The following is a 25,722-nucleotide window of genomic DNA, read 5'->3' as shown; positions in this document are numbered from 1 at the left end:
TTTAATTGAGGATTATATCTACTTTTTGAGATTTTCTATGAATAATAGAAAATAATGTTAAAATTATACAAAGAATAATTACATGAAGAGTAGGTAATGCTTTCATTAAGAATATACCATCAAACTGATTGATAACAAAAGCACCTACACTTGCTAATCCAAATCTAAAAATATTATTAATGGCATTTGCTGTTCCCACATTTTCTTTAACATAGCTTAACCCTTTTGATGTAAATAATGTTTGAAATAAAGACATACCAAAGGTGATGAATAACATACCTAAAATCATTCCGTAAACAGTTAAGTATATATAACCAGATGAAGCGCAGATTGTAATTCCTAAAATGGATGAAATAAAACCAAGTATTATTAAAGATCCAGTTTCCTCTGTTTTTTTAAGTTGACGTTTAATAAGAAAATTAGAAAGTAGCATTCCACAGATATTAAATGGTATGCATAGTGAAAAGAAACTATTTGAAAAATGAAAAACTCCAATGATCACTGTAGATGAAATAGAAACATAAGCGAAATAACATGCAAAAGCGAGTCCTGAACATAAGGAATATAATATAAACTTATTGTTGCTAAAAAGAACTGAGTAAGCCTTTATTTCATCCATAAATGTTTTGTTGTTTTGACTTGGTTGGTGGCTTTCTTTAATTAAAAGACATAAACAAATATTTACTATTGCATAAATACTGATTGCATAATAAATGTAATGCCAATTATTAAAAAAGTACATGATGGCTGATCCTATACTAGGACTGAGCATAGGAGAAAAACCAATCACTAACATGATAGAAGCCAAAGAAGAAGTTAAAACGTTTCCCTTAAAATGGTCTCTTACAATTGACATGCCAATAATTGTGCCTGAAGAGATCCCAAATCCTTGAATAAGCCTTGCAACGGCAAAAAACTCTAAATTATTACTACGGGTACAAAGGTAAGAGCCTAAAACAGTCAAAAACAAACCGATAGTTAATGTTTTTTTACGTCCGATTCTGTCTGATAAACTTCCCCAAAAAACCATAGCTAAACAAAAGCCAATCATAAATAAAGATGTAGATTGATTAACAAGTGAGCTAGTTGTATTTAGTTTTTCAGCAATATTTTTAACTGCTGGTAAGTAAATATAAACTGAAAGCGATGGCATTGCGCAAAATAAAGCAATAACGAATAAAAAGAATCTATTATCATGTTTAATCATTTTATAAAACTCCTATAAATCAAAGTATGAAAACTTTAACAATATGAAGTTTTTTATTCTTTCTATTTAATGACAATTTATATCGAAAAAATGACAATTTTGTTACTTCTAAATAAAAAATTATAATACCAACAAAATATAAACAATTTACAATGAATATTTTGTTAACGTTGAGAGATTTATCAATCCATTTGTTTTAAAAATACCTTAATTTTCTTTGATTATGATATAATTTTTTTTAAATTTTTTGTTTTACTTTATTTTAATGATTCCAAATTTGTTTTCTTACAGAAACTTTGCATTCGATTCTGACCATAAAAAAGACCTTCATTCTCACGAGGTGGATTCTTTGTTTGTTCCTTTAGAAGGAAATATTTTCCTTGAATGCGGTCAATTTTTATTTATAGCTACATACGGTAGTGCGATATTTGTTCCAAGGGGCATCATGCATCAAGGCCAAATGTTTGGCGGAACCAAAGGATTTAATCTATATTTCAAAGAACCAAACACAATTCTAAGTAAAAAGCCCACTAGTATTTTAATTAACGAGTTATGTCTTGCTTTGATGAAAGATTTAATTGATGAAAATCAAGAAGTGCGAGATGAGTTGATATGTTTGAAAAAATTTGAATTACTTGTCCACGAATTAAACATTAGTAAATCTAGTCCTTTTTGTCTGCAAACATATGAAAATAAAACCTTTCAGAAAATTACAGATATGATTATAAAGGCGCCTCATGAAAAAAGAAGTTTGGCTTATTTAGCAAATCATTTTGGTATGAGTGAAAGAACACTGTCACGTCTCTTTAAAAAAGAAACTGGAATGACATATAGCCAATGGAAAAATAGACTTTATTTGATGTTATCATTTAGAGCTCTTTTAGAAGGAACTTCTGTTACAAATATAGCTTACGATTTAGGCTATGAAACATCAAGTTCTTTTATTTATCAATTTAAAAAAACCTTGGGGGTAACACCCAAGGTTTTTTTAAAAAATCAATTACAATCTATATTAAAGAAAAATGGAAATTAATGAATAAGGCTTATTTTTTTGTCCAACTTCCATTTCCAGATTGATAGTATTGTCCTCTTGTCAGTCTCTGCTTGGCTTTTTGAGCAAACTGACTCGCAACTTGATTTATTGATAAATTATTTTGTTGAGCTAATTTTGAAAAATTTTGTCTTCTTAGATCATTTGTACGCTTAATCAGTTGTTTAACACTTGAAGGTACGTTTGCTTGAACAGCTCCAACATACCCATTATTCATTTCGCCAATTAAACCTTGATTTTTTGCTTGTTGCAAGGATAGGGCTGAAACATTTAGTGAAAACAAGATTAAAATAATGGCAAAAATTCTCATAAATACTCCTCTAAAAAATATTTTTATTATCCATTAATGAGTCAATTTGTTTGTCAACTTTAATATTAATTTCATGTTCAACTTTTACATTTAAATTGACTTCAATCGGTTTATCGTCGGTCACAACCTTAATTGTGGGTGTACAACCAGTTAAGAATAGTATGCAAGATAAATTGCACAATGTCCAATTAAGATTCCAACCTTTTTTTCTATATATTTGATACAATCCATTCCCCTCATTCGCTGTTTTAATCTTTTTATAAAACATAATCGTCCTAAATTGGTCTAATTTTGTCCCATTTATATCTATTTAATCCCCAAAATAAATTATAAATTATGTGACACATCTTTACCAATGGTCAGAGTGATTTCAAATAATTATAGATAAATCATATAGTAATACATAATTATTTATATAACTTTTATCACTAAGTGTACAACTTTATCACTTTATCACTTTAATTATTGAGACAAATTCATTTTATGGTTAAATTTTAGTCACTCAAACTTAGTTTTGAACTAGGTTTATAAATTAAACATTAATAATATTGAATTTTTTAGTATTAACTTATTTGTAGGTAATTAAATATGCGTGAAGAACAAGATAGTTTAGGAAAAGTATTAGTCCCTGATGATAAATTATGGGGTGCTCAAACTCAAAGATCCTTGGAACACTTTAGTATTGGGAATGATTTAATTCCACATGAAATGGTAGAGTCTTATGCTTTGTTAAAAAAAGCAGCAGCAGAAGCAAATTTTCGTGAAGGACATCTTTCAGAAGAAAACAAAAATTTAATCTGTCAGGTATGCGATGAAATTATCGCTGGAAAACATGATGATATGTTTCCTTTACACGTTTGGATGACTGGAAGTGGAACACAGTTTAACATGAATATGAATGAAGTCATTTCTAATCGTTGTTGTCAGATTATGAATACGCCTTTAGGAAGTAAAACTCCAGTGCATCCAAATGATCATGTCAACATGAGTCAATCTTCTAACGATACTTTTCCAACTGCAATGCATATTGCGACCGTTAAAAATGCTCAAGAAAAGTTATTACCAATGTTGGAATATTTGAAAAATGCAATAAGTAAAAAATCTGAAGATTGGATGGAAGTTGTCAAAATTGGTCGAACACACATGCAAGATGCTACACCATTAACTGTTGGACAAGAGTGGTCAGGGTTTGCTTTCATTTTAGAACAGCACATTGAGCGTATTAATTTTGCTCTAAAAGATGTATTACTTTTAACAATTGGTGGAACCGCTGTAGGAACTGGAATTAATACGACCAAAACATTCGGTAAAAATTTTTGCGAAATTATATCTGAGATGACTAATTTATCTTTTAAAGAGGTTCAGAATAAGTTTGCATATCAGGGATCACATGATGCTTTAAACGGTTTATCTCTGAGTATAAAAAATTTAGCAGCTTCTTTATTTAAAATAGCCAATGATATAAGACTACTTTCTTGCGGACCAAGAGCTGGATTTCATGAATTATTAATCCCGGAAAATGAGCCTGGCTCATCAATTATGCCAGGAAAAGTTAATCCAACTCAAGCAGAGGCACTCACAATGATTGCGATACAAGTTATGAGTAATAGTGACGCTATTTCGATGTCTAACGCAAGCGGCTATCTTCAAATGAACGTATATAAGCCACTTATCATTAATAATATGGCACAAAATATTCGTATTTTGTCTGATGGTATGAATAATTTTACCAAATTTCTAGTTGAAGGTACGAGTTTAAACTTACCTAAAATAAAAAATTATGTTGATAGTTCATTGATGTTAGTGACAGCACTTTCACCTGAAATTGGTTATGACAAAGCTTCTAAAATTGCTCATTACGCTGATGAGAATAATACAACTCTTAAAGAGGCGGCGTTAAAGTTAAATATTGTAACGGAAGCTGAGTTTGACCGAATCGTAGTACCTAAAAATATGACAGGACTTAAATAATGAATATTGCAGTGCTCGGTCCAGAAGGGACCTTTAGTGAAACATCGCTGAAACAAGCTTTAACAGAAATTTCATTCAATCATATCTTTGTAAAAGATTTGGGAGATTTAATCCCTATGATACAAACTGGAGAAGTGGATTTTGCATGGCTTCCATGGTGGAATTCAGGTATAGGTTTTTTGAGTGATAAAAATGGTAATGAATTTATATCACAATTTTATGAAGGAAAACTACAAATTTATTTGGATGCGTTTATGCCACTACATTTTGCTTTACTTGGTCAAGAAGGTGCACATATTGATGATATTGATACGATCCATGTTAACCCTTATGCACAAGCAATATGTAAGACTTTTTTTAAGGAACACTCCGACTTGAAAGTGATTACTGATAGCAGCTCAGCGAAAGCGGCAAAAACGGTTTCAGATTTAAAAAATAAAAATATTGCAGCATCAGCAAGCGTGAATACGGGTAAAAAATATAATTTATCTACCTTAAAGACAAGCATGGTAGCACCAAATGAAGAAGCCTTAATGCAGTTTGTTTTGTTTGGTAAACCAGAGAGTTCTTTTTCTATTAAGCCAACTGGCCAAAAAGTAACATCATTAGTTATTGAAAATAAAAACGTTGAAGAACAGAGATTTTTGGAAAACATTAATGGCGTTGAGGTTAGGTACTCAAGTCATAACAAAGAGTTAATATTAATTGATATTTACGATGGGAGCCAATTGGATGACATTTTAAATTCTATTAATAAAAATAAAATAAAAAATTTGGGTCAATATTATTCACAAAATAGACCGCATAATTTTAAATAAATTAAGATAAAAGAGAGATTGAATTATGAACAATTTAAATAAAAATCAAAAAGAAGTGGATGTGTTTTTAATAGGTGCTGGGATAATGAGTACAACACTTGGCGTTTATTTAAAAGAATTAAACCCAAATTTGAAAATTGAAATGCATGAAAGATTAGGGCAAGCGGCACAGGAAAGCTCAAATGCATGGAATAATGCAGGGACAGGTCACGCAGCGTTATGTGAATTGAATTATACACCAGAAAAAGAAGATGGAACTATTGATATAACTAAAGCACTAGAGGTTAATACTGAGTTTGATTTATCAAGACAACTTTGGAGTTATTTAGTTAAAAATAAAAAAATAGACGATCCACAACGCTTTATTCATCCCGTCCCTCACTTTAGCTTTGTAAGAGGTGATAAGGATGTAGCATTTCTGAAAAAAAGATATGAAACTCTAACAAACCATCATTGTTATTATGGAATGGAGTTTACGCAAGATCCAAAAGTTATTTCTGATTGGGCACCTTTAGTTATGGACAATAGAAAAAATAACGAGCCACTTGCTATGACACGAATGAAAACAGGGACAGATGTAGATTACGGCTCCTTGACTCATCTTTTATTAAATATACTTCAAAATAGTCAGAACTTTAATAGTGAATTTAACAGTGAAGTAAGAGATTTAAAACAAAATGATGATAAAACATGGACAATAAAAGTTAAAAATTTAGAAAGTGGTCATACTACAGAAATTAAATCCAAATTTTTATTTATTGGAGCAGGAGGTGCTGCAGTTAATTTACTTCATAAATCTGGAATACCAGAAGGTCAAGCTTATGCTGGTTTTCCTGTTAGTGGTATTTGGTTAAGAACAGATAATCAAGAAATATGTAAACAACATAATGCTAAAGTATATGGACAAGCGTCAGTAGGTTCACCACCGATGTCAGTTCCTCACTTAGATAAACGACATATAGATGGTAAAGAGTCACTATTATTTGGGCCATTTGCAGGTTTTTCTACAAAATTTTTAAAACATGGTTCATATCTTGACTTATTTCGATCATTTGATCGAAAAGACATGATGCCTCTCATGTCTGCAGGTTGGGAAAACATGGATTTGACTAAATATTTAATAGGGCAAGTTTTAGAAAGCAATGAGGAAAGAATGGAATTATTGAGAACTTTTTTCCCAGATGCGAAAAATGAAGATTGGCGTGTTGAGGTTGCTGGCCAACGTGTTCAGATTATAAAGCCGGATCCTGAAAAGGGTGGTAAGCTGGAATTTGGTACAGAGTTAGTAAGTGATAAAGATAACTCTTTGCTAGCATTGTTGGGTGCTTCACCAGGCGCATCAACAGCTTCAGCGATTGCCCTTAAAGTCCTTGAAAAATGTTTTTCTGATTTAATTAGTCCAGAACAACAATTATCAAAATTAAAGGAGATTATTCCTTCTTATGGTCAATCATTAATTGAAGATGATGCTTTATGTAAAAAAGTCCGTGCTGAAACAGCATCTATTTTAAATATTAATAATATTTAATAGTATAATTTTATTTGTTTCATAGGGTTTAGCTCGGTAACCCTATGAAATGAATTTTTTTCAAAAATCATTTCTCATCTAAAATCATGGTGTTAAAAATCAATTAAAAATTTAAAGTTGATATTTCAAATAATATAGTGTATCTTTCTTTTTTTTTGAGATGTTTCGGTTTTATAGCAACACTTTTCACTAATTTATTCCGTAACTTTAACTAAGTCATACTAAAATTTTTTGTCTTACATTATCTTTTTTAGTCTTTCTTCAAACTTAAACAGTAAATTTGATGCATTAAAATATAGTTTTCTCAAAAAAATAAATATAACAATAAGGGAAGAAATTAAGGTACCTCAAAATAAATTTTAAAACTTTAACCTTACAAAAAATTTATAAGTTAGAGTGAATTATTTTTTTGATTTAAAGGATTTAAAATTCTAATAACATACTTTAAATAGGTCATATTAATAATGATAAACTTTACAAACAAAAAAGATAGAAGATATGGAGCTGCTTTGTGGGCTGGCTTTTTAGGCGGAAATGTATCAAGCTTAGTTAAATTTGGTGCAGAAATTCCATTACCACCAAGAACTGCAGATAGAGCAAGCCCTCCTATTGAATTATTACAAGATTTTGGATTTCAGGCACAAAACTGGGTTTATTCTTACTCAAACCATGTGATTAATTTTGCAGGTTGTGGCTTTCACCACTTGTTCTCAATATTTTTTGCGATGTTGTATGCTTTTGCAGCAGAAATTTGTCCAAAAATAAAGTTATGGCAGGGGGCATTATTTGGTATTGTGATCACTATTGCTTTTCACGGTATTGCATTGCCTTTATTTAAGTTGGCACCACCCATTTGGAATTTACCCGCAGCTGAACTATTTTCTGAAACTTTAGGTCATATTTTATGGGCATGGACTATTGAAGTGTTCAGGCGTGATATAAGAAGCAGAGTTACAAAAGAACCTGACTTAAATTAATTTCCTTTAGAATTCTATATTATGTTTGTGAGGGATAATAATCCTAATATAGAGTTTACCTTTTATTTATGGCGTTGATTCCTCGGTTTTCCACTTTAAATTATCATTAATCTGATCTTCAAAATAATTAGAATTGAGCATTCGTATTGATTTCATTAATTGTAAAATATTATCTTGTATATTTACATTGAGATTAACTCTAATATTGTCATTATCCCCATCAAAGTTTTTTGAATACCCCTCAAATCTAAATCTGGATAACAAAAGCCCTTCAGGTTGATAATCAAAGTTTAAGTTTAGTTTATTGTATTTGTATGTGCTCAAAATTTGGTTTAGTAATCTTACGGCTTCATTGTCTGATTTTGCCATACTATTATAAATCGTAGAGTTTTTAACATAGTGAAATTCTCCGGGAGTTGTAGCATGTAAATCACCATCTTTTATATTTATTTGTCTATCTTTCAGCATAACTGGAACATTACCGGATAGAAATCCTGAGGCATAAACTTCACCATAACCAAATTTTTCAAAAACCTCATCTAAATTTAATTTTTTTATTTTTAAATTTAAATTGTGAACAGAGCTATTTAAATTGATTGGAACTTTTAAGGCTTCGATCGTACCCCCAAAAATCCTACTTTTTAAAGATAGCACACCATAGACAGGGTTAGACGGGTTCATTTTCCAATCAATCATTGTATCATTGATTATAAAAGGTCCCTCAATTTTTTTAACTTGTACAAATCCATCATCTAAGGATTTAAATTTAGAGTCTTTTAAATGGAAATTTAAATTTGTACCTATAAATTTATTTTTAAATAATGACAAATTTAAATGCTGTCCTTTGATATTAATTTGATTACTAAAGTGGTTATTATGCCAACTAAAAATTGATTTAATTTGTAAAGCACCTTCTGTGATATCAACATCTAACGGAAAGTCCTTTAAATAAAAGTTTTGGAAAGTTTTGTCTTGGCTAAATTCTAATGGGACTGTTTGAATTTTTATTTTGTGGTTGTCTTTGATGGATGATATGTTTACATGTGCTAAAAGAGTATTGCTTTCATTTAGAACCTTAGAATTTAAATCAACCACTTTATCTTTAACCTGTCCATTTCCAGTTAGTTTAATTTGGGGAAATTTGAGATTGTTTTTATCTAATTTAGTCAATATAGTATAGTCATAATCTAATTTATGAATGTTTTGGGTGGGTTCTAATTTTATTGTCCCTAAAATCCCTAGCCGATAATTTTGGGTAATCCAAGTTCCTTTTTTTAGAGCACTTTCTGTTTTATCTTGAAAATTAACTTCACTGTCTAATATTATATCTGTTGAATTGAATGCAATATTATTTTGGTTTATTTTGGGGTTGGATGAGTTGAGGTGAATCATTTTTACATTAGCACTCGAGTCCTTAATAGATATTTGGTCTTCATCTTTTTTAATTTGTATCCGATTAATATCAAATTTTATCTGTTTGAGAAAGACATTAAAGCTTTCAGAGTTAAAATTATAAAACATGTTGGAGTTAAAATTTAAATTGAGGTTAGAAACTGAAATATCTTTTTTAAACTGAAGCTTTTTTAATTTTAAAGAGTTTTTGATGTCTGAATGACACTTAAAATTTGAAAAGGAGCACGTTAATTTTCTCATATCAGATTTTGCATTAAAATTTTTGGAAGTCACTAAGATTGAAGAAGGTTTTAATAAATTGATTTTTTGAGAAGTTACCAAAAAGTTAGCTACAAATGGCTCAACAGAAAATTTTTCATCGGAGATACCAATATCAAATTGACTCAAGTATTTAGAATGGATATTAATATCCTTATTTGAATGAAGGTTCAATATATTGTTTTCATATTTAATGTAGAGAGTTCCCTTTCTTTTCTCAATTACATGCCCTATGTCTAAATTATTGAAAAGGGGGTTTTCAATATTTAAGACACAATTAATTTTATCAATGTTTGTGTTTTGGGCAGTAATTTGACATTCATCATTTTGATAATCAATGTTCAAATTGATTTTATGATTATCATGGATCGATAAATTTATTTTATTTTGATTTGAATAACTCTCAATGAAAGAACTTTGGCTCTGATTATTTTTTTTTAAAATAGTCTTATCAAAATTCCATTGATTATATCTTAGATGATTAACTTTAATAACATTAAATGTATTTAAATTTATTTTATATATGGAATTTAGTAAATTTTTCAGTTCATTAGTATTTAAATTAATTTTTTTTGGGATTGATGATTTAAATTGATCGAATGAATTTTCAAAAGAGTTTTTCTTTCTTTTTCTTTATAGGAGCTATGTACAAAAAGTTTTTGAACTTTGATAGTATTTGGCTTTTCTGATTCGGCTTGATTAACACTAAAGTTTAAACTGCTTTTAAGATGATTAAACCTTGTATCAAAGTGAATATTTTTCAAATTAATTTTATTGAATTCAAGGTTATCAATTATTCCATTTTTTATTTGACTTGAAAATTGACTATTTAATGGATCATATTTAAAGAAAGACTTTGTATCAAAAAGTGTATAAAGATTAAGTTTATCATTCGAGTTGGCCATAACCAGAGAGGAGGTTATTTTAATTTTCTTCAACATTAATTTTGGATATGTACGAGCATGCATTTTATAAAAAATGACTGTTGATGGTATAAATTTTGATTTCTGGCGCAAATCTTCGGGAATTTGAATAAGTGTTTGGCTAGTTCTGATTCGATATATGTTTTTAAGATTAAACCAGTTATCTTCAGATTTTGTGATTTTTATTTTTTGGGAGTCAACAATAAATCCATCATAGTTTAATTTTAATGTTTTTAGGTAAATACTTTTTTTATCATAGGAAATACCACTAAAACCTTCTATAGTAATGCCTAATGTCTTCAAATATATGGCAAAAATCGAAAAACCAAATAAAATTAAAAATATGACGGAAATAATGGCAAATAATATCCATTTTAATAACTTCAAAAGATGAACCATCCAAAAAACACCATATATTTAATATACATAAAAATATAAAAAAAGTTAAATACTATGGACAATATTAGTGCATTTGCCCTGCAAAGCATCAATACAAAGAAATCTAAAGAAAAAATAAATAATAAAATCAATATCTTAAATTTTTTTAATTATGGCATGATTATTGCAATAGTATATAGAGTCTACTTTGTCAAATTATTAGGAATTTTATGAATTTTAGAGCTTTTTTAATTTTTGTTTTTGTTTTACTGCCTAACGTTTGTTTTGCAGATGGCATTAATTCTGGCGATACTGCCTGGATGTTGGTTTCGAGTGTGCTGGTGCTTTTTATGACCATACCTGGATTAGCGTTATTTTATGGAGGTATGGTCAGAAAAAAAAATATTCTTTCTCTAAGCATGCAGGCCTTTGCAACAGCATGCATTATTAGTTTACTTTGGTTTTTTGTAGGTTATTCGCTTTGTTTTACCGAGGGTAATGCTTTTTTGGGTGATTTAACTAACATTGCTTTAAACAAATTATCAATAAATTCGCTTAGTGATACTATTCCTGAATCATTGTTCGTAATGTTTCAAATGACATTTGCTATTATCGCACCCGTTATTATAGTCGGTGCTGTTGTTGAGCGTGTAAAGTTTTCAGCCTTAATTCTTTTTTTATCATTATGGAGTATTCTTGTTTATTGTCCTATCTGTCATTGGGTATGGGGCCCTGACGGCTGGCTTGATAGTTTAGGTGTTCTTGATTTTGCCGGTGGAGATGTGATTCATATTAACGCAGGGATTGCTGGTTTGGTGGCTGCTATGGTTTTAGGACCTAGGTATAATTACAAAAAAGATAATATGTCGCCACATAACCTGATATATGCCGTTATTGGAGGAGCTTTATTATGGATCGGATGGTTTGGCTTTAATGCGGGCTCTGCTGCAACTGCAGGAAAAGCAGCAGCTATGGCTATGCTAGTGACACAAATTGCAACTGCTGCTGCAGGTGTAACATGGATGTTTATCGAGTGGTACATTCATAAAAAGCCCAGTTTATTAGGAATCATTTCTGGTTGTGTCGCTGGTTTGGTTGCCATTACTCCTGCTGCAGGTTTTGTGGATCCTGTTGGTGGTTTATTTACAGGAATTTTTGGAAGTGCGGGTTGTTATTGGGGCGTTACAGTTTTAAAAAGAAAATTAAATATTGATGATTCTTTAGATTGCTGGGGTATTCATGGCATAGGGGGAATTATTGGTGCCATAACAACAGGTATTTTTGCTTGCAAATCAATTGGTGGAACTCCTGGATTATTAGAAGGCAATTTCATGCAAGTACCGATCCAATTGGTGGGTGTTTTAAGTTCAATTTTTTATAGCGGAATTGTTTCTTATATTATTTTAAAAGTAATTGATAAGATGCTTGGCTTTAGAGTCGCTTTAGATGACGAACAATTGGGACTTGATTTATCTTGTCATGATGAAAAATTAGGATAGTAAATTCATATAAAGGAAAAAACAATTAGAAGCTCTTTGTAGTTAAAAATATATAATAGTTTAAAATTAGGTGAATTAGTATATCTTACATAGACTTACTCAATTCACTCTTTTTACCCTTATCCTATCTGCATTGATTCAATATATTCTTCGAGTTTTTTCCGGTCTACGATTACCAGCTTATTTTTTTCTTTAGTGATTAAGTTTAACTCCATTAACCCTTTAACAGCTCTTCTGTATACGCGATCAGAGGTACCAAAACGTTCAGCTTCTTTTATTGAAGAATTAAATGATGTTAACTTTTTTTCTGTTTTTAACAGATCAATGGCAATATTATAGGATATGGGATGAAGAATTCTTTGATACATAACATCCAAAGAATCAAGGTAATCATATGATAAAGATGTAGTGAAAATTAAATGGTATTCAGGCTTTTCTTCGAGCAACTGCTCAAGCAATGCCATACTAATTACTTCAACATTAATTTTTTCAGACGCGACAACTGTTGATTGGATGAGTGTATTTGAATAAAACTCCATTTCACCAATTATCGTATGATCACATTTTACATTCCCTAGTTGGTAGGTTTTTCCACCTAGAGTTGTCATTTCAAAAGCAATAGAACCATCATAAATTAAATATAGGTATTGCAGACTTTGATTTTGAGTCATTAGGGTAATATTTTTTGGAATGCACTTACTTCCTAAAAAACACTTTTTCAAATCATTTAAAAAGGGTTCTTTTAATTGATTTAATTTTTTGTAGAATCTGGTATGTTTGTATATTTCAAAATTTAATTGCATAGTAATGAGTAGTTTGTATCATTTCATATACTCATATTAACTACTCATTCATGTGATTGCCAATAAATTTATTTTATTACTTAATCAGTGTCTCAAGAGCTAATTTTAAAGCTTCCTGTTCATTAAATTTTGTGTTTAGGCTATTTTGGGTATAATTTGAGATTTCATCAAGTACATCGTTAGAAAAATTTGTTACAACAAATAAGATTGATGCTGCTTCTATTCCCCTCAATCTAGCAAGAGTTAACAGAGTCGAGGTTTCCATATCGCAACCAATAACATTTTTTTGAGACCAAAAATGTAATATCTCACTTTCATTATCGATATAAAAAGAGTCATGTGAGCGGACAATGCCAAAATAATGATTAAGCTGGGTATCACTTAATATTGAATCTTCTATTTTTCTCATTAGATGCCTTGACGCAACTGCGGGAAAACCATCGGCGACATAAGACTTTGAAGTCCCTTCATCACGAACAGCACCTTCGGCAACAATAATATCACCATGATTAATGTCATGTCTCAGAGAGCCACAAGAACCCACTCGTATGATTTTTTGAACATTACATTTGTTGAGCTCTTCTATTACAATTCCAGTGGAGGGACTCCCTATACCTGTGCTACAAATAGTGATTAATTCATTTTGATAATAACCATTTAACACTTTAAATTCTCTATTATGAGCTATTAAAGTAGTATCTGTTAGTAAGAAAGAGGCTCGAGTTACTCTTTCAGGATCACCACAAATGATAACTTTTTTAGATATTTGCTCAGCACTTACATGAATGTGCGGCATTACTTTATTTATCATATTAATTTATTTTTATTAAAAAACTTAAGGTAATCATACAGGATCAAGATTAGATTAAAAGGACTTATGTCCTTTCTAGGAGTCACTCATAAAATATGCATTTTAAGAATTAAGTTTTTTATCAAAATAGCATTTGAAATTATAATAGGGTTTATAAATATGAGGCTAAAAAGTATGATATATAATAGGGAATATCCGATAATATTATTTAAAGAAAAAATGGTTAAAGCACTTCCAAATGATTTTTTTAATTTTACATTGGAAAAATTGACACTGTAAAATTCATCTAACCCAAGATGCGTAATGTAACCAATTAAAAAGCTGAAACCAAAAACTAATGATGATAGCGATGAAAATTTTAAACCCCAATGAGAAAGCATGTAAATTAAAATCGATATCAAAAGACTCATCGGAATAGAATGAAAGAGTCCTCGATGGGAAGTTAAATGTCTAAAGGCATTAATTAAGCCATACCTAATTACTAAATATGTAGAAAAAAAAGAAATAATACAAATTAATAAACTGGCATGATTGGTGACAAAAATAAGGCTAAATGTTGAAAAAAACAAGGCAAGCAATGTAAATATTATTTTGATGGATTCCGAATGATCTGAGTCGATGTCAGGAAAAATGCCACCAATAATTGTGAGGCAAAGACACGCTAGGAAATAATGAATGGAAACAACATTCGCACTGAGAAATAAAGAGCTGCTTAAAACTCCTGCTATTGCGGCACCAGAAAAATGAGTTTGAAAATTTGCCATATTTTATTTATTATTATTTGAATACATAACCATATGATAAATAATGTTTTAATATATTTCAATTTTGTAATATAGGTGCTCAAAATTTATGCGTATTTAATCTAAATACGACATTTAATTGTCATTTATATAAGTTTATAAGATGGGATATGTTGCTTAAAGGGAACCGAATGAATACAAAAACAATAATGCTTCTTTGTGGGGGCGGTGAGTCAGAGCACGAAATTTCTTTAAAATCTTCAAAATACATAGAAGAAAACCTTAATAATATTCCCAATGTAGAATACATTAAAGTTGAAATCAAAAAAAATGGATGGTATTGCCCAAATGATGATAAGGTGTCTTTTGATTTAGATGGTAATTTAAATATGACAACATCTAAGTTAAAAATTGATTATGTTATCCCCTGTATCCATGGTTATCCTGGAGAAACAGGAGATATTCAATCTCTCCTTAAAATGTCTAATACACCTTATTTGGGTTGTGACTCAGAATCTAGCAAAATTTGTTTTAATAAAGTGACAACTAAATTATGGTTTGATGCACTTGGTATAAAAAATACACCTTACATCTTTTTGCAAGATCAATCTGAAGATGCATTGCTTGAAGCTTCTAATTTTTTATTTGAACATGAAGAGGTTTTTGTAAAAGCGGCTTCTCAAGGCTCATCGATTGGTTGTTATAAAGTAGATAACATTGGAGAGCTGTTAGAATCTATAAAAAAAGCATTTACTTATTCAGATGTGGTATTAATTGAAAAATGCCTGAAGGTTAGAGAGCTTGAAGTTGCAGCGTATGAAATGCAAGATCAATTACATGTCAGTTTTCCTGGTGAAATCATTGCACCTCAAAACAGCCATTATACTTTTGAAGAAAAATATAGTGCTGACAGTCAATCAGTGACCCATGTAAAAGCCTCTAATTTGACAGCACAGCAAGTTGAGATCATTGATATTTTATCTCGAAAAGCTTTCAAATTTTTAAATTTAAAAGATTTATCACGCATTGATTTTTTCTTAACGGAAGATGGTGAAATTTATTTAAATGAAATCAATACATTTCCAGGAATGACTGAAATATCGATGTTTCCCAAGATGTTAATTGAAAATGGACATTCATTCCAAGAATATCTGAAAGATAAAATAAATGCTGAATAATTTCTTTTAGTAAATATTTTTTAATTTGAATGATTAATAATTTTAAATACCTTTTTTGTTCTTAAGTAAGTAACATACAAATCAATGTGTTACAAGTAATGCTAATTTAAGGGGCAAAATAGGTAATCCTATCATAACCATATATTTTATAGTGTATTTTATGTGATATAATCAAAGATTACTTTCATATAGGTAGTCTATGTATATTTTTGTTGTGTCGAGATGGGTTACTTCCATTCTTTTTTCTTTTTAAATTTATCCATTTCAACATTTCTTTTGGCAATTTGACCGACATATTGAGCTGGCATAGCAGAGCTTTTCCATCTGCCTTTGGATTGTATCTCATTAATTTGATAGCCATCTTCTGATAAATCAAGAGAGGCGCCAATTCGTGGCGATTGTCCTGAAAAGATAACAGAATGAGATAAATTTAACTCGACAGCGATACGTCTAAACACCCTGTAAATAGAGGAAGGATCCATAGGCTGGTTATGAATATGTCCATGTTTATTTATACTTCGAAAAAGAAACCCCTCTGTAATTAAGCTGTGGTTGAGCCATTTGCTGATTAATAACGAAGTTTCTTCAGACAAAGTGAACATGTAATCTTCTATCGTTAGAGTTATACTTTTCGGGTTTTGTAAATCTAAATTATTTAAAGTAATGAGTTTTAGCTCTGTCCTTTTTAACATGGCTTCGAACATTAATGACCAAATCGCTAAATCTCTTAAATCTTTTAATCGTTCACTATTGCCTAACTTTTCAATTAATTGATCTAAATGAAACTTTCGAAAAGGAGCTGGCTGCTTAAAATCATTGGTTTTGTCATTATGAATCGACATTAACAAAAGTTTTATTTCTTGATGATCCACGGGAGTGACATAACCATGGCAACGATGAACGAGAGAAATAGTTATACAATATCTTTTAATGGTAGCTAATTTTCTTGTTTTTCGAACATGATTCAAATAAAGCTTAATTACTTTAGGTGTTGCTGGAAGAGGTATCATCTGATGCTCTAAACAAAAATTAATAAAATGATTCCAGTCATTATTAAATGAAATCAAGGTATTAGGTGCATAGGATTGTTGCGTGATTTCCTTCCAAGGCTCTATTGAGGCAATGTTTTTAGAAAATACCTTCATACTTTCTCGTTTTGTAATGGGGCAACTAATCTCTGTTATTACTCTTTTCATTTTCTAAGGCACTATAACTTATTGGTAGTTTAAAATTATATAACTTTTATCTATAAATCAATGTAAAAGGAACAATTATTTAATATATTTAACAAAATGTGTGATTAGTATTTTGAAAAAATATATAATACAGTCCAATTTTAAATATTATTGATTGTTAATAGCCAACGGGATAAGAACTTATGAGTGATAATTCAAGACTTGTTTATTCAACCGAATTTGGAAAAATTAAAGAAGACAAACCACAAGAAACCTTTGACGGTGACGGTATTGTTCGAATTCAAAGAGAAACAAAAGGACGAAAAGGAAAAGGTGTATGTGTTATTTCTGGTATTAACCCACTTGAAAACAATTTAAAAGATATTTGCAAAAAACTAAAACAAGCCTGTGGCTGTGGTGGCTCTGTTAAGGGAAAACAGATAGAAATTCAAGGCGATAATAGAGAAAAAATAAAAAGTGTTTTAGAGGGTATGAGCTTTAAAGTAAAGTTTGCAGGTGGATAAAAATCCTGCTTAAAGAGTCTAAGCAGGCAAATAAATACAAATAATATAACATGCTAATATCCATTAGCATCTACAAAATAACATGCTTAGTTTTTCAATTGTCAACAAATTGACAAATTTAAATTATTATCAGGACAAATTATATGAAACAAATTTCACCGAATGAACTTCATCAACTTATTCAATCGGACAGTGGAAATCTTTTTTTATTAGATGTGAGAGAAAAGTGGGAGTTCGATATTGCCCGATTAGAACAATCTATTAATATCCCCATGTCACAAATTCCATCAGCTTTAAATGAGCTTGATGAAGAACAAACCATCATTTGTATTTGTCACCATGGTATACGAAGCATGCATGTGTGTAATTATTTAATGCAAGCAGGATTCGATAATGTGATCAATCTAACCGGTGGAATCGACAAATGGTCGTCTGATGTTGATCCCAATGTAAGTAAGTATTAATTATCACTGATTTTGACAAAATCATGCTTAATATCAAGGCAATATAATTGAAGTTTATTGTCTTTAAAATAAAAAAAGCCACCAGAATTTTTTTCCATAGGTGGGTTAAATTTAATTTCTAAAGAGTGCTCATCTATATAGGCAATATATCCTGTAAAGTGGATAATTTTCTTGTTCATATCGTAGTAGCCTTTTATTTGGCCCTCAACAATATTTATTTGCACCTTTACGTTTAAATATTTTTGCCAGGAACCTTGCCAAGTTCCAACTAAAAATTCTTGATAGTTTTGAAGTGATATGGTCATTATTTGATTTATTTAATATAGTTTTCAAAGTTTGTTAGAATTTTATTCACCCTTCTTTTATTGACGCCAAAATCATAATAACCTACCAATGCAAAACTGAGCATCACCAAAGATGATGTTTTTTCATCGATAGGAATTAGTTTAACAGTCAATAAATCTGGAAATCGAAAGAAAAAACTTCGAAATACATATTGTCTTTCGTTATTTTTATTCGAATAGGATAAGGTAAATCTTTTTGATTGTACAAAAGTATTCCATTGTTGATTGAGTTTTTTTAAACTCATATTATAAATTGGCACAATTAAGTCCGGAGTGACAGTCAATTCATTATGTTCCGGTGCTGCAAGATACCAGTTTTTTTTATCTGGTTTTTTTAAATTATCAAAATTAATAATTTGTTTAGTGACTGTAGAACGACTTCTTTGTCCCCACTTCATAGATATACTTCCTTTTAATTCGGGTTACTAGTGAATTCTATCTATCCTAATTTTTTACAACAAATAAAATGATATTCAATTAGGTTCATTAATTTCTATTATATGATTAAATTTAATGGTTTTTTATGATTAATAGCAAAAGTTTCACTTAATTTGTGAAGTGAGAAGACTAATAAGATATTCAAATAAAAAAAATATGTTTTTTATTATTATATGCTTATAAAAGTTGAAATATATTTGATGTTTATAACTTATAAAGTTTAAAATATAAAAAAAAAATTTTCTTATATGATTAAAATTAACGGATTAACTAAACACTATACGAAGCAGCAAGATATTCGTCCTGCTCTCAAAGACTTTACTTTGGATATTCAAAGCGGTGAAACTATAGTTATAGTAGGCTCTTCAGGTTCCGGCAAAACCACATTACTGAATATAATAGCAGGGACTTTAAGGCCAACAGATGGAAATGTATGGATTGATGGCAATTGCGTCCAAAATATGTCTCTTTATGAATTAAAGTCCCAAATTGGATTTGTCTTTCAACAAGCAGGTTTGTTCCCGCACATGTCTGTTTACAAAAATATTATTTTACCAATCATCACCTCAAATATAAAAACAGTTCCCAAAGAGCTTCAAATAAAAGCAGAGGACCTTATCCAACTTATGAATATGGATAAAAAAATGTTGCTTAATTTCCCTAGTGAATTATCAGGCGGGCAGCAGCAAAGAGTGAATATTGCCAGAGCACTATCGACAAATCCAGATATAGTTTTAATGGATGAACCTTTTAGCGCTCTAGATATTTTAACTAAAAACCAGTTATATGATGAAATTAAAGTTCTAAATCAAAAACTAAAAAAAACGATAGTGTTGATCACACATGATTTCAGTGAAGCATTATTGCTTGCTGATAAAATTGTGGTTATGGACCAAGGTGAGATTCAACAGATTGGAACGCCAAAAAATATCGTGCAAAAACCAAGTAATGACTTTGTTAGACAGTACAAAAGTCAGTCATTAATTTCATATGAAAAAATCAAACATTTTATAGAGTAATCATGGATATTTTATACAGTTTTTTTTCAAAACACGGAAATGATTTAATCGAAAGGTTACTAGAGCATATTTATATTTCTTACTCAGCTCTTTTTATCTCGATAGTTATCGCTATTCCACTCGGCATTTTCTTGTTTTATAAGCCAAAAATGAGAAAAGTTGTTTTTGCTTTTGTAAATATTTTACAGACGATACCAAGTCTTGCCATTCTTGGTCTTTTAATTCCTTTTGTCGGTATTGGTTATCCGCCAACACTTATTGCCTTAATAGCATATGCACTGCTTCCTATAGTACGAAGCACCTATACTGGTTTAATGGATATTCCTAGGGAATATGTTTCAGCTGCCGAGGGTCTTTATTTAACTAAAACTCAAAGGCTTCAACATGTTTTCTTACCGCTTGCAATTCCATCAATTTTTTCAGGAATCAGAATCGCTTCTGCAATGACCATAGGTATAACGACGATTGCAGCATTCATTGGTGCAGGTGGTTTAGGTGATTTTATAACCCAAGGGTTGGCATTGAACAACAATACGCTTCTTCTTCTCGGAACCATTCCTGCAGCAATTCTTGCAATTGCTTCTGATTATTTAATCGCAAAAATTGGAATACTTTTTAATAAAAAGCATGTAAAAGCAAAGCCCAAAAGAGTCATGAGCAATTTGACATGGGCTCTTTTATTCATATTTATAATAGGCTCTTGTTATTATTATTTCTCAAAAATACAAATGAAAAAAACAACAAAACTGTGGTTGTTGCAAGTAAAAACTTCACAGAGCAGTATATTCTTGGCAATATAATCGCTTTGATGTTAGAAAAGCACACTGGTTTAAAAGTAGAAAAAAAAATAAATTTAGGTTCAACGGATATTGTAACAGAAGCCCTTAAAAAAGGAGCTGTTGATATTTATCCTGAGTATACGGGCACAGGACTTCTGACGGTTTTAAAGCAACCCTTTAATCCTAAATTATCCAGTCAAGACATTTATAATACCGTTAACAAAGGTTATGAAGATAAATATGGTATTACATGGCTAGAACCATTGGGTTTTTATAACTCTCAAACCTTGGCTATTTCAAAAGCAATCGCTTCAAAATTTGGGGTTTATAAGTTAAGCCAGTTGAAGTTGGTTGAAAGCAAACTGAAACTTGCAGTTCCATCTGAATTTTTGTTAAGAAAAGATGGCTTTCCAAATTATAAGAAAGTATATGATTTAAATATTCCAAAGTCTCAAATTAAGCTTATGGAACCGAATTTAATGTATCAAGCATTTAAGACAGGTATTGTTAATACCATTTTAGTGTTTACAACAGATGGACAGCTTAGTAAATATGCTATAGTGCCTTTAGAGGATGACAGGCACATCAATCCTCCTTATGATGCGGCAATTGTTGCTAGAGAAGCAATTTTAAAGAAGCACCCAGAAATAAAATGTGCATTAAAGCCTTTGAATCACTTAATCACAAATAAAGTGATGCAATCGTTAAATTATCAGGTCGATATTGAAAAAAAATCACCGCTAGAAGTTGCCAGAACCTTTCTAGAAGATAAAGGACTTTTGTCCATAAATTTACATTGTGATACAAATAGGCAACAATAGATTAATACTCTCGAATAACTTGTTGGAAAGTGCGCAAATGATCTTTACTTTTAGGAGATAATTTTATTTAAAGTTTAAATTTTAAAATTTAATTGTTTTCGAAGTAAAGAATTCATTGAAGTATAGATCATAAAAAGATATGATAGTTTCCTTAAAAGGATGCGACATTGTTGATAATAATTAAAGTTTAAACAAAAACCTTAAAATTATTACAAAGACATAATAAAAATAATGAATCGCAGTATAAAAATTCCTTAAAACTTAATTTTTTAATTTTCAGATATAAATGTAAATGGAAGAACCCTTAATCTAATCAGACTGAATATTTCAATGTTACTTTTAGAATGTTCATTGAATTGTCAGCTAAACTCGTTACTAAAGATTTCAATTTCATAAATTAAACCTTATGAAATAACGAAAGAATAATTTGAAATATAGTTTTTAATGAATAGATAAATTTATAATGTTGGACAAAAATAAAATAATTAAAACACTCATAGTCGATGATCACCTTTTTATTGCAGAAGGAGTCAAGAGTCTATTAGAAAATACAGAGCAATTTGAAGTCACAGGTATTTGCAATAATGGTTTAGAAGTTTATGATTATTGCTTAAAAAATTTACCAGAGCTAATTATCCTTGATTTATCTCTTCCTGGAATGGATGGCTTAGCAGTACTTAAAAAATTAAAAGGTCGGTGGCCACAAACAAAAATTGTCTGTTTGAGTGCAGATACAAAAGAAATAACAGTTAAACAAGCTATTGATTCTGGTGCCTCAGGTTACGTTCTAAAAAGAAGTTCTCAAGAAACGTTGTTAAAAGCGATTAATAATGCTTTTATTGAACAAAAGTTTATCGATGAAGCTATTCAGATTAGTTTGATATCTACAGATTTAGATCAAACAGAAAAGAAAGATCCTCCAAAAAAATTAACCCCCAGAGAGTTGCAAATTTTAAAACTAGTCGCTGAAGGTCATAAAAATCGTGATATTGCAGAGCTACTTGTGATCAGTTTAAAAACTGTTGAAGCACATAGGCTTAATCTAATGAGAAAATTACAAGCGCATAATGCACTTGATTTAATGAATTGGGCAAGTAGGTTAGGGCTTAGATTAGATAAATGATTTTCAAAACAGAAAATACATCAATCATTGTTAAAATTATCATGGTTAATGTATTGTTATATTTAGTTTTAAATGCTGCAACTTTGTATGGATATTATAGAGAAGATCAATCGAGAATTGATGCAATTAAAGAAAATAATCATTATATAAATACATTACAAAATAAGTTTCAAGACTTTGACCATTTTGGTAAAAAAGATTTAGATGATCTTGTCAACTTTACTCTATTTCGTCTTCAAGATGAAGATGATTATGATTTAAAACCAGAGCAAAAAAACTTAACTTTAAATGATATTGATAGACCTCAAAAAGCTTGTGTATCGACATCCTATAATAAATCAAATTTAGCGAAAGAGATTTTAAATAAAATTAATTACTCATTACCTTATTACAAAGGTTTTATAAAAGTTTTTGTATCAGCACCAAAAGAAAATTTACTTGTGTATAAAAACTATTCTTCTTGCGATGATTTGACAACAACAACGAAAGAAGCTTTAGCAGATGTTTCTTCTTTGATTGCAGGAAGTAGAATAAGTTATCAAGGGTATCATTGGGGGAAGTTAACTAAAATAGAAGCTCCGACAATTACTGGAAAATTTGAAGAAACTGCGGCAATTCCAGTTTTTAAAAGGATTAAGACTAAAAAATGGGGCCTTATAAACATTGGTGGATTAATGCGTGTACCTTTGATTGATTATTTGGAAAATTCCAACTCCCAGCAAAACTTTTCTATTGTCCTCAATAGATTTAATAACAAGGTATATCCTCAAGGCACACACTTGCCAGCATCTTTAATTAAGATGCTCAAGACTCCATCGAAAAAAGAAGCAAAAATACCAGAAAAATATCCTTTCGTTATATCATCTAATGAAAAGGGAATGTTATTAAAAAATCAAAATAGTGTCTTTGCTGATCAGCTACCTTTTCAGTTATTAAAGTCAGCTTTATCAAAAATTACTCCAACCAACGAAGAAACCACGGAGCCTCGTGATTTGAGAATTGGAAAGTATATAATTACTAAACAAATTGTTACAAGCACTCCCTTTGAGGTTGTGACTGTAACTGCTCTAGATCAGAGAGTGAATATATATAAAAAACATCTATTAGAATCTTTTCCTTTATTTGTTATTCTTCAGCTTGTTATGGCTTTTGTTACGTTACTTATACTAGAAAAAAACTTCACTTTACCTTTAAAACAGCTCATACAGTCAATTAAAGCAAAACAAAAAACAAAAGATAATGTGATGTTTAGAACAAACCCAACAATTAATGAGTTTAATAAAGGTTATAATCAGTTATTGAGTGAAATTGAAGAATACAATAAAAATTTAGAACATAAAATACAAATACGAACTAAGCAGTTAGAAGCAGCAAAAAAGTCTGCAGAGCTTAAAAGTTTTTACAAAGAAAAAGAAATGGATATGTTAACGCATGAAATTAGAACGCCATTAAGTAGTATTATGGCTTCTGGTGAACTTTTGACAAAAGAACTTAAAGAAACTTCAGAGCAGAATAAGTTTTTGCTAAAAACAATTAATGAAAGTTCAAATGTCCTTCTTGAGCAGATGAATAACTTAATAGTAATCAGACGTATTGAAGCTGGCCATATGAACTTTCAATTCAAAAATGTATCAATATTGGATATTATTGAAGAAAGTGCATCTATTTTTTATCCTAAATTAAAACGTCAAAAATATACTTTTACGACTTTAGTAAAGTCTAGAAATATGCCTGAATTCATTAAAACTGATTCGTTTAAGGTTAAACAAATCCTTATCAATATTATTGGAAATGCTTTTAAATTTTCCCAGGATGGTACCATAAGTTTGTTAGTATATGTTAAAAATAAGCATTTGTTTTTTTTAATTAAAGATGATGGTTTAGGTATTAGTCCTGAGTTCCAAGGAAAACTATTTGTACCTTACACGCGTGAGCATTCTAATATTAAAGGTATTGGCCTAGGTTTAGTTTTATCGAAACAGCTAGCACAAGGGTTAGGTGGTGATATTATTGTAAAAAGTCAGCCAGGTAAGGGCTCTATTTTTACATTAATGATTCCACTTAATGAGCCTCAAAATGTAAACTTTATTTCCCCAAAAACTTTTAATAATAAAACCATTTCGGCACCGACTAATCTTTGGCGCCAACTACAAGAATGGGGGTGTGTTGTGAATGATGAGCAAAATAACCAATACAGAATTTTACAAGATCCATCATATCCCTTTTCACCCTCGGCTTTATTTAAAAAACTTATTTCGCTTAAAAATGAAGTTTCTGATGATGCAGCTTCCTCAAATCCACATAAGAAGGTAGCTGATTCTTGTAAGTATGCTTTAAAAATACTTGTTGTTGATGATGTTGGCATTAATAGAGATATATTCAAAATAATGCTTGAATCCCTAGGACATAAGGTTTTGACAGCAGGCAGTGGAAAAGAAGCCCTTCATCTAGGAACAAAAAATGTTTTTGATGTTGTCTTTATGGACATTAGGATGCATGTAATGAATGGTGTTAAAGCTTCTTTAAAGTGGAAAAAAAATGATGAGATCTTAGATACTGATACGCCTATAATATCTTTGACTGCTAATGAGGGAATCCATAACAAGTTTCCCGTTTTTTTTAAAAATGTTACAAAACCAGTCAGTATATCTACTTTTCAAGAAGTATTACAAAAAGTTGTAATTCATCAGCAAGACAGAGGTGTGGAGTTAAATATTCTCAAACAAAATGAAACACCAATGATTTCTGATCCTAATTTAAAAATAAATGCCAAAAAAGAAATTAAAAGAATGATTAACGAATTAGATGATTACTGTGCAAATGAGAAGTGGAATAAAGTTAACGATTTACTTCATATTATTAAAGGAAGTTCCGGGCAGTTTGGCTATATTACGCTTTTCGACTACATCAACAGTATTGAAGATATTGTGAAATTAAAACAGAATTCAGATTTAATCAATCCTTCTGTTCTTTTGGCTCTACTAAGTTATAAAAATAAATAGCTTTGTTTACTTTTTCTGCACAATACATGTTAGACAAGTTTATTTCTAAATTTGAAGATATTAAAAAATAAGAAATATCTTTAGCCAACCAAACCTTAAAGACTCTTGCACACTTCGCTATTCATCTCATTAAAAAGTTAATCGTTAAATACAAATTTTAAAAAT

Annotated in this window: 25 protein-coding genes; 14 read left to right on the top strand and 11 right to left on the bottom strand. The window is 30.2% G+C overall.

The genetic code is table 11. The annotated features are described in order from the left end of the window. Nucleotide 1 precedes the first annotated feature (1 nt). Nucleotides 2-1,207, bottom strand: coding sequence for a multidrug effflux MFS transporter (locus CF386_RS10400; RefSeq protein WP_089074369.1), 1,206 nt, complete (start codon nucleotides 1,205-1,207; stop codon nucleotides 2-4). Nucleotides 1,208-1,484: 277 nt separating this feature from the next. Here CF386_RS10400 and CF386_RS10395 point away from each other — a divergent pair, with 277 nt between their 5' ends. Further along, the gene (locus CF386_RS10395) at nucleotides 1,485-2,240 is read left to right on the top strand and encodes a helix-turn-helix domain-containing protein (RefSeq protein ID WP_158522383.1); all 756 of its coding nucleotides are present in this window, start codon (nucleotides 1,485-1,487) and stop codon (nucleotides 2,238-2,240) included. 10 nt (nucleotides 2,241-2,250) lie between these two features. Here CF386_RS10395 and CF386_RS10390 read toward each other — a convergent pair whose 3' ends face one another. Together CF386_RS10390 and CF386_RS10385 are read right to left on the bottom strand one after the other, a co-directional pair. Beyond that, on the bottom strand, nucleotides 2,251-2,568 hold the full coding sequence (locus tag CF386_RS10390) for a YdbL family protein (protein ID WP_089074367.1): 318 nt from the start codon (nucleotides 2,566-2,568) through the stop codon (nucleotides 2,251-2,253). A 10-nt stretch (nucleotides 2,569-2,578) separates the two neighbouring features. Continuing rightward, nucleotides 2,579-2,836: a YnbE family lipoprotein gene (locus tag CF386_RS10385; RefSeq protein WP_089074366.1), complete on the bottom strand. Its 258-nt coding sequence runs from the start codon at nucleotides 2,834-2,836 to the stop codon at nucleotides 2,579-2,581. A gap of 320 nt (nucleotides 2,837-3,156) precedes the next feature. On the opposite strand from CF386_RS10385, the gene CF386_RS10380 reads away from it, so the two are divergent. The 4 genes from CF386_RS10380 to CF386_RS10365 all read left to right on the top strand — a co-directional run bounded on the left by CF386_RS10380 (nucleotide 3,157) and on the right by CF386_RS10365 (nucleotide 7,862). Beyond that, nucleotides 3,157-4,539: a class II fumarate hydratase gene (locus CF386_RS10380; protein ID WP_089074365.1), complete on the top strand. Its 1,383-nt coding sequence runs from the start codon at nucleotides 3,157-3,159 to the stop codon at nucleotides 4,537-4,539. Next, complete coding sequence (locus CF386_RS10375) at nucleotides 4,539-5,357, top strand: prephenate dehydratase domain-containing protein (RefSeq protein ID WP_089074364.1); 819 nt, start codon at nucleotides 4,539-4,541, stop codon at nucleotides 5,355-5,357. Before CF386_RS10380 ends, CF386_RS10375 begins: the two co-directional genes overlap by 1 nt. 25 nt (nucleotides 5,358-5,382) lie before the next feature. Further along, nucleotides 5,383-6,885: a malate dehydrogenase (quinone) gene (gene mqo / locus CF386_RS10370; protein ID WP_089074363.1), complete on the top strand. Its 1,503-nt coding sequence runs from the start codon at nucleotides 5,383-5,385 to the stop codon at nucleotides 6,883-6,885. 464 nt (nucleotides 6,886-7,349) lie between these two features. Further along, nucleotides 7,350-7,862: a YagU family protein gene (locus CF386_RS10365; RefSeq protein ID WP_089074362.1), complete on the top strand. Its 513-nt coding sequence runs from the start codon at nucleotides 7,350-7,352 to the stop codon at nucleotides 7,860-7,862. A gap of 66 nt (nucleotides 7,863-7,928) precedes the next feature. On the opposite strand, the gene CF386_RS10360 is transcribed toward CF386_RS10365, so the two are convergent. Then, nucleotides 7,929-9,878, bottom strand: coding sequence for an intermembrane phospholipid transport protein YdbH family protein (locus CF386_RS10360; RefSeq protein WP_089074361.1), 1,950 nt, complete (start codon nucleotides 9,876-9,878; stop codon nucleotides 7,929-7,931). 212 nt (nucleotides 9,879-10,090) lie between these two features. Next, the gene (locus tag CF386_RS10355; RefSeq protein WP_145955051.1) at nucleotides 10,091-10,843 is read right to left on the bottom strand and encodes a hypothetical protein; all 753 of its coding nucleotides are present in this window, start codon (nucleotides 10,841-10,843) and stop codon (nucleotides 10,091-10,093) included. 221 nt (nucleotides 10,844-11,064) lie between these two features. Between CF386_RS10355 and CF386_RS10350 the strand changes: the two genes are divergently transcribed. Beyond that, a complete protein-coding gene (locus tag CF386_RS10350; protein WP_089074359.1) occupies nucleotides 11,065-12,333 on the top strand; it encodes an ammonium transporter in 1,269 nt (422 codons plus the stop codon). Between the two features lie 119 nt (nucleotides 12,334-12,452). Here CF386_RS10350 and CF386_RS10345 read toward each other — a convergent pair whose 3' ends face one another. From CF386_RS10345 to CF386_RS10335, 3 genes are all read right to left on the bottom strand, one after another. Beyond that, the gene (locus CF386_RS10345) at nucleotides 12,453-13,136 is read right to left on the bottom strand and encodes a Crp/Fnr family transcriptional regulator (protein WP_089074358.1); all 684 of its coding nucleotides are present in this window, start codon (nucleotides 13,134-13,136) and stop codon (nucleotides 12,453-12,455) included. 76 nt (nucleotides 13,137-13,212) lie between these two features. Then, nucleotides 13,213-13,947 carry a nucleoside phosphorylase gene (locus CF386_RS10340; protein ID WP_089074357.1) on the bottom strand — a complete coding sequence of 245 codons (735 nt, stop codon included), beginning with the start codon at nucleotides 13,945-13,947 and terminating at the stop codon, nucleotides 13,213-13,215. A gap of 86 nt (nucleotides 13,948-14,033) precedes the next feature. Next, a complete protein-coding gene (locus CF386_RS10335) occupies nucleotides 14,034-14,711 on the bottom strand; it encodes a metal-dependent hydrolase (protein ID WP_089074356.1) in 678 nt (225 codons plus the stop codon). A gap of 170 nt (nucleotides 14,712-14,881) precedes the next feature. On the opposite strand from CF386_RS10335, the gene CF386_RS10330 reads away from it, so the two are divergent. Beyond that, nucleotides 14,882-15,868, top strand: coding sequence for a D-alanine--D-alanine ligase (locus tag CF386_RS10330; protein WP_089074355.1), 987 nt, complete (start codon nucleotides 14,882-14,884; stop codon nucleotides 15,866-15,868). A gap of 227 nt (nucleotides 15,869-16,095) precedes the next feature. Here the strand turns inward: CF386_RS10330 and CF386_RS10325 are convergent, their stop codons facing one another. Beyond that, complete coding sequence (locus CF386_RS10325; RefSeq protein ID WP_089074354.1) at nucleotides 16,096-17,064, bottom strand: tyrosine-type recombinase/integrase; 969 nt, start codon at nucleotides 17,062-17,064, stop codon at nucleotides 16,096-16,098. A gap of 182 nt (nucleotides 17,065-17,246) precedes the next feature. On the opposite strand from CF386_RS10325, the gene yciH reads away from it, so the two are divergent. Both yciH and CF386_RS10315 read left to right on the top strand, forming a co-directional pair. Next, on the top strand, nucleotides 17,247-17,567 hold the full coding sequence (gene yciH, locus CF386_RS10320; RefSeq protein WP_089074353.1) for a stress response translation initiation inhibitor YciH: 321 nt from the start codon (nucleotides 17,247-17,249) through the stop codon (nucleotides 17,565-17,567). Nucleotides 17,568-17,710: 143 nt separating this feature from the next. Next, complete coding sequence (locus tag CF386_RS10315) at nucleotides 17,711-18,031, top strand: rhodanese-like domain-containing protein (protein ID WP_089074352.1); 321 nt, start codon at nucleotides 17,711-17,713, stop codon at nucleotides 18,029-18,031. Here CF386_RS10315 and CF386_RS10310 read toward each other — a convergent pair. Together CF386_RS10310 and CF386_RS10305 are read right to left on the bottom strand one after the other, a co-directional pair. Continuing rightward, nucleotides 18,028-18,336, bottom strand: coding sequence for a hypothetical protein (locus CF386_RS10310; RefSeq protein WP_089074351.1), 309 nt, complete (start codon nucleotides 18,334-18,336; stop codon nucleotides 18,028-18,030). The two genes, CF386_RS10315 and CF386_RS10310, sit on opposite strands and share 4 nt — an antisense overlap. Before the next feature lie 8 nt (nucleotides 18,337-18,344). Further along, nucleotides 18,345-18,773 carry a DUF1499 domain-containing protein gene (locus CF386_RS10305; RefSeq protein WP_089074350.1) on the bottom strand — a complete coding sequence of 143 codons (429 nt, stop codon included), beginning with the start codon at nucleotides 18,771-18,773 and terminating at the stop codon, nucleotides 18,345-18,347. 288 nt (nucleotides 18,774-19,061) lie between these two features. Between CF386_RS10305 and CF386_RS10300 the strand changes: the two genes are divergently transcribed. The 5 genes from CF386_RS10300 to CF386_RS10280 all read left to right on the top strand — a co-directional run bounded on the left by CF386_RS10300 (nucleotide 19,062) and on the right by CF386_RS10280 (nucleotide 25,557). Next, complete coding sequence (locus CF386_RS10300; protein ID WP_089074349.1) at nucleotides 19,062-19,832, top strand: ATP-binding cassette domain-containing protein; 771 nt, start codon at nucleotides 19,062-19,064, stop codon at nucleotides 19,830-19,832. Between the two features lie 2 nt (nucleotides 19,833-19,834). Then, entirely contained in the window at nucleotides 19,835-20,632 is a 798-nt protein-coding gene (locus CF386_RS10295) for an ABC transporter permease (protein ID WP_089074348.1), read from the top strand. After that, the gene (locus CF386_RS10290; RefSeq protein ID WP_158522382.1) at nucleotides 20,581-21,432 is read left to right on the top strand and encodes an ABC transporter substrate-binding protein; all 852 of its coding nucleotides are present in this window, start codon (nucleotides 20,581-20,583) and stop codon (nucleotides 21,430-21,432) included. Before CF386_RS10295 ends, CF386_RS10290 begins: the two co-directional genes overlap by 52 nt. A gap of 463 nt (nucleotides 21,433-21,895) precedes the next feature. Then, nucleotides 21,896-22,555, top strand: a complete 660-nt coding sequence (locus CF386_RS10285) for a two component system response regulator (protein ID WP_089074346.1) — start codon at nucleotides 21,896-21,898, stop codon at nucleotides 22,553-22,555. Beyond that, nucleotides 22,552-25,557 carry an ATP-binding protein gene (locus CF386_RS10280; RefSeq protein WP_089074345.1) on the top strand — a complete coding sequence of 1,002 codons (3,006 nt, stop codon included), beginning with the start codon at nucleotides 22,552-22,554 and terminating at the stop codon, nucleotides 25,555-25,557. The genes CF386_RS10285 and CF386_RS10280 overlap by 4 nt, the downstream gene beginning before the upstream one ends. Nucleotides 25,558-25,722: the final 165 nt, after the last annotated feature.

Origin of the sequence: Paraphotobacterium marinum (genome assembly GCF_002216855.1) — a bacterium.
Lineage (GTDB): Bacteria > Pseudomonadota > Gammaproteobacteria > Enterobacterales > Vibrionaceae > Paraphotobacterium > Paraphotobacterium marinum.
This window is presented reverse-complemented; position numbering and strand designations above follow the sequence as displayed.

Excerpts from the sequence above, each read along its gene's own strand:
- CF386_RS10340 (WP_089074357.1), bottom strand. The coding sequence starts at position 13,947 with ATGATAAATAAAGTAATGCCGCACATTCATGTAAGTGCTGAGCAAATA.
- CF386_RS10380 (WP_089074365.1), top strand. The coding sequence starts at position 3,157 with ATGCGTGAAGAACAAGATAGTTTAGGAAAAGTATTAGTCCCTGATGAT.
- CF386_RS10325 (WP_089074354.1), bottom strand. The coding sequence starts at position 17,064 with ATGAAAAGAGTAATAACAGAGATTAGTTGCCCCATTACAAAACGAGAA.
- CF386_RS10305 (WP_089074350.1), bottom strand. The coding sequence starts at position 18,773 with ATGAAGTGGGGACAAAGAAGTCGTTCTACAGTCACTAAACAAATTATT.
- mqo (WP_089074363.1), top strand. The coding sequence starts at position 5,383 with ATGAACAATTTAAATAAAAATCAAAAAGAAGTGGATGTGTTTTTAATA.
- CF386_RS10315 (WP_089074352.1), top strand. The coding sequence starts at position 17,711 with ATGAAACAAATTTCACCGAATGAACTTCATCAACTTATTCAATCGGAC.
- CF386_RS10310 (WP_089074351.1), bottom strand. The coding sequence starts at position 18,336 with ATGACCATATCACTTCAAAACTATCAAGAATTTTTAGTTGGAACTTGG.
- CF386_RS10335 (WP_089074356.1), bottom strand. The coding sequence starts at position 14,711 with ATGGCAAATTTTCAAACTCATTTTTCTGGTGCCGCAATAGCAGGAGTT.
- CF386_RS10300 (WP_089074349.1), top strand. The coding sequence starts at position 19,062 with ATGATTAAAATTAACGGATTAACTAAACACTATACGAAGCAGCAAGAT.
- CF386_RS10280 (WP_089074345.1), top strand. The coding sequence starts at position 22,552 with ATGATTTTCAAAACAGAAAATACATCAATCATTGTTAAAATTATCATG.
- CF386_RS10390 (WP_089074367.1), bottom strand. The coding sequence starts at position 2,568 with ATGAGAATTTTTGCCATTATTTTAATCTTGTTTTCACTAAATGTTTCA.
- CF386_RS10350 (WP_089074359.1), top strand. The coding sequence starts at position 11,065 with ATGAATTTTAGAGCTTTTTTAATTTTTGTTTTTGTTTTACTGCCTAAC.
- CF386_RS10385 (WP_089074366.1), bottom strand. The coding sequence starts at position 2,836 with ATGTTTTATAAAAAGATTAAAACAGCGAATGAGGGGAATGGATTGTAT.
- CF386_RS10295 (WP_089074348.1), top strand. The coding sequence starts at position 19,835 with ATGGATATTTTATACAGTTTTTTTTCAAAACACGGAAATGATTTAATC.
- CF386_RS10400 (WP_089074369.1), bottom strand. The coding sequence starts at position 1,207 with ATGATTAAACATGATAATAGATTCTTTTTATTCGTTATTGCTTTATTT.
- CF386_RS10345 (WP_089074358.1), bottom strand. The coding sequence starts at position 13,136 with ATGCAATTAAATTTTGAAATATACAAACATACCAGATTCTACAAAAAA.
- CF386_RS10285 (WP_089074346.1), top strand. The coding sequence starts at position 21,896 with ATGTTGGACAAAAATAAAATAATTAAAACACTCATAGTCGATGATCAC.
- CF386_RS10365 (WP_089074362.1), top strand. The coding sequence starts at position 7,350 with ATGATAAACTTTACAAACAAAAAAGATAGAAGATATGGAGCTGCTTTG.
- CF386_RS10330 (WP_089074355.1), top strand. The coding sequence starts at position 14,882 with ATGAATACAAAAACAATAATGCTTCTTTGTGGGGGCGGTGAGTCAGAG.
- yciH (WP_089074353.1), top strand. The coding sequence starts at position 17,247 with ATGAGTGATAATTCAAGACTTGTTTATTCAACCGAATTTGGAAAAATT.
- CF386_RS10375 (WP_089074364.1), top strand. The coding sequence starts at position 4,539 with ATGAATATTGCAGTGCTCGGTCCAGAAGGGACCTTTAGTGAAACATCG.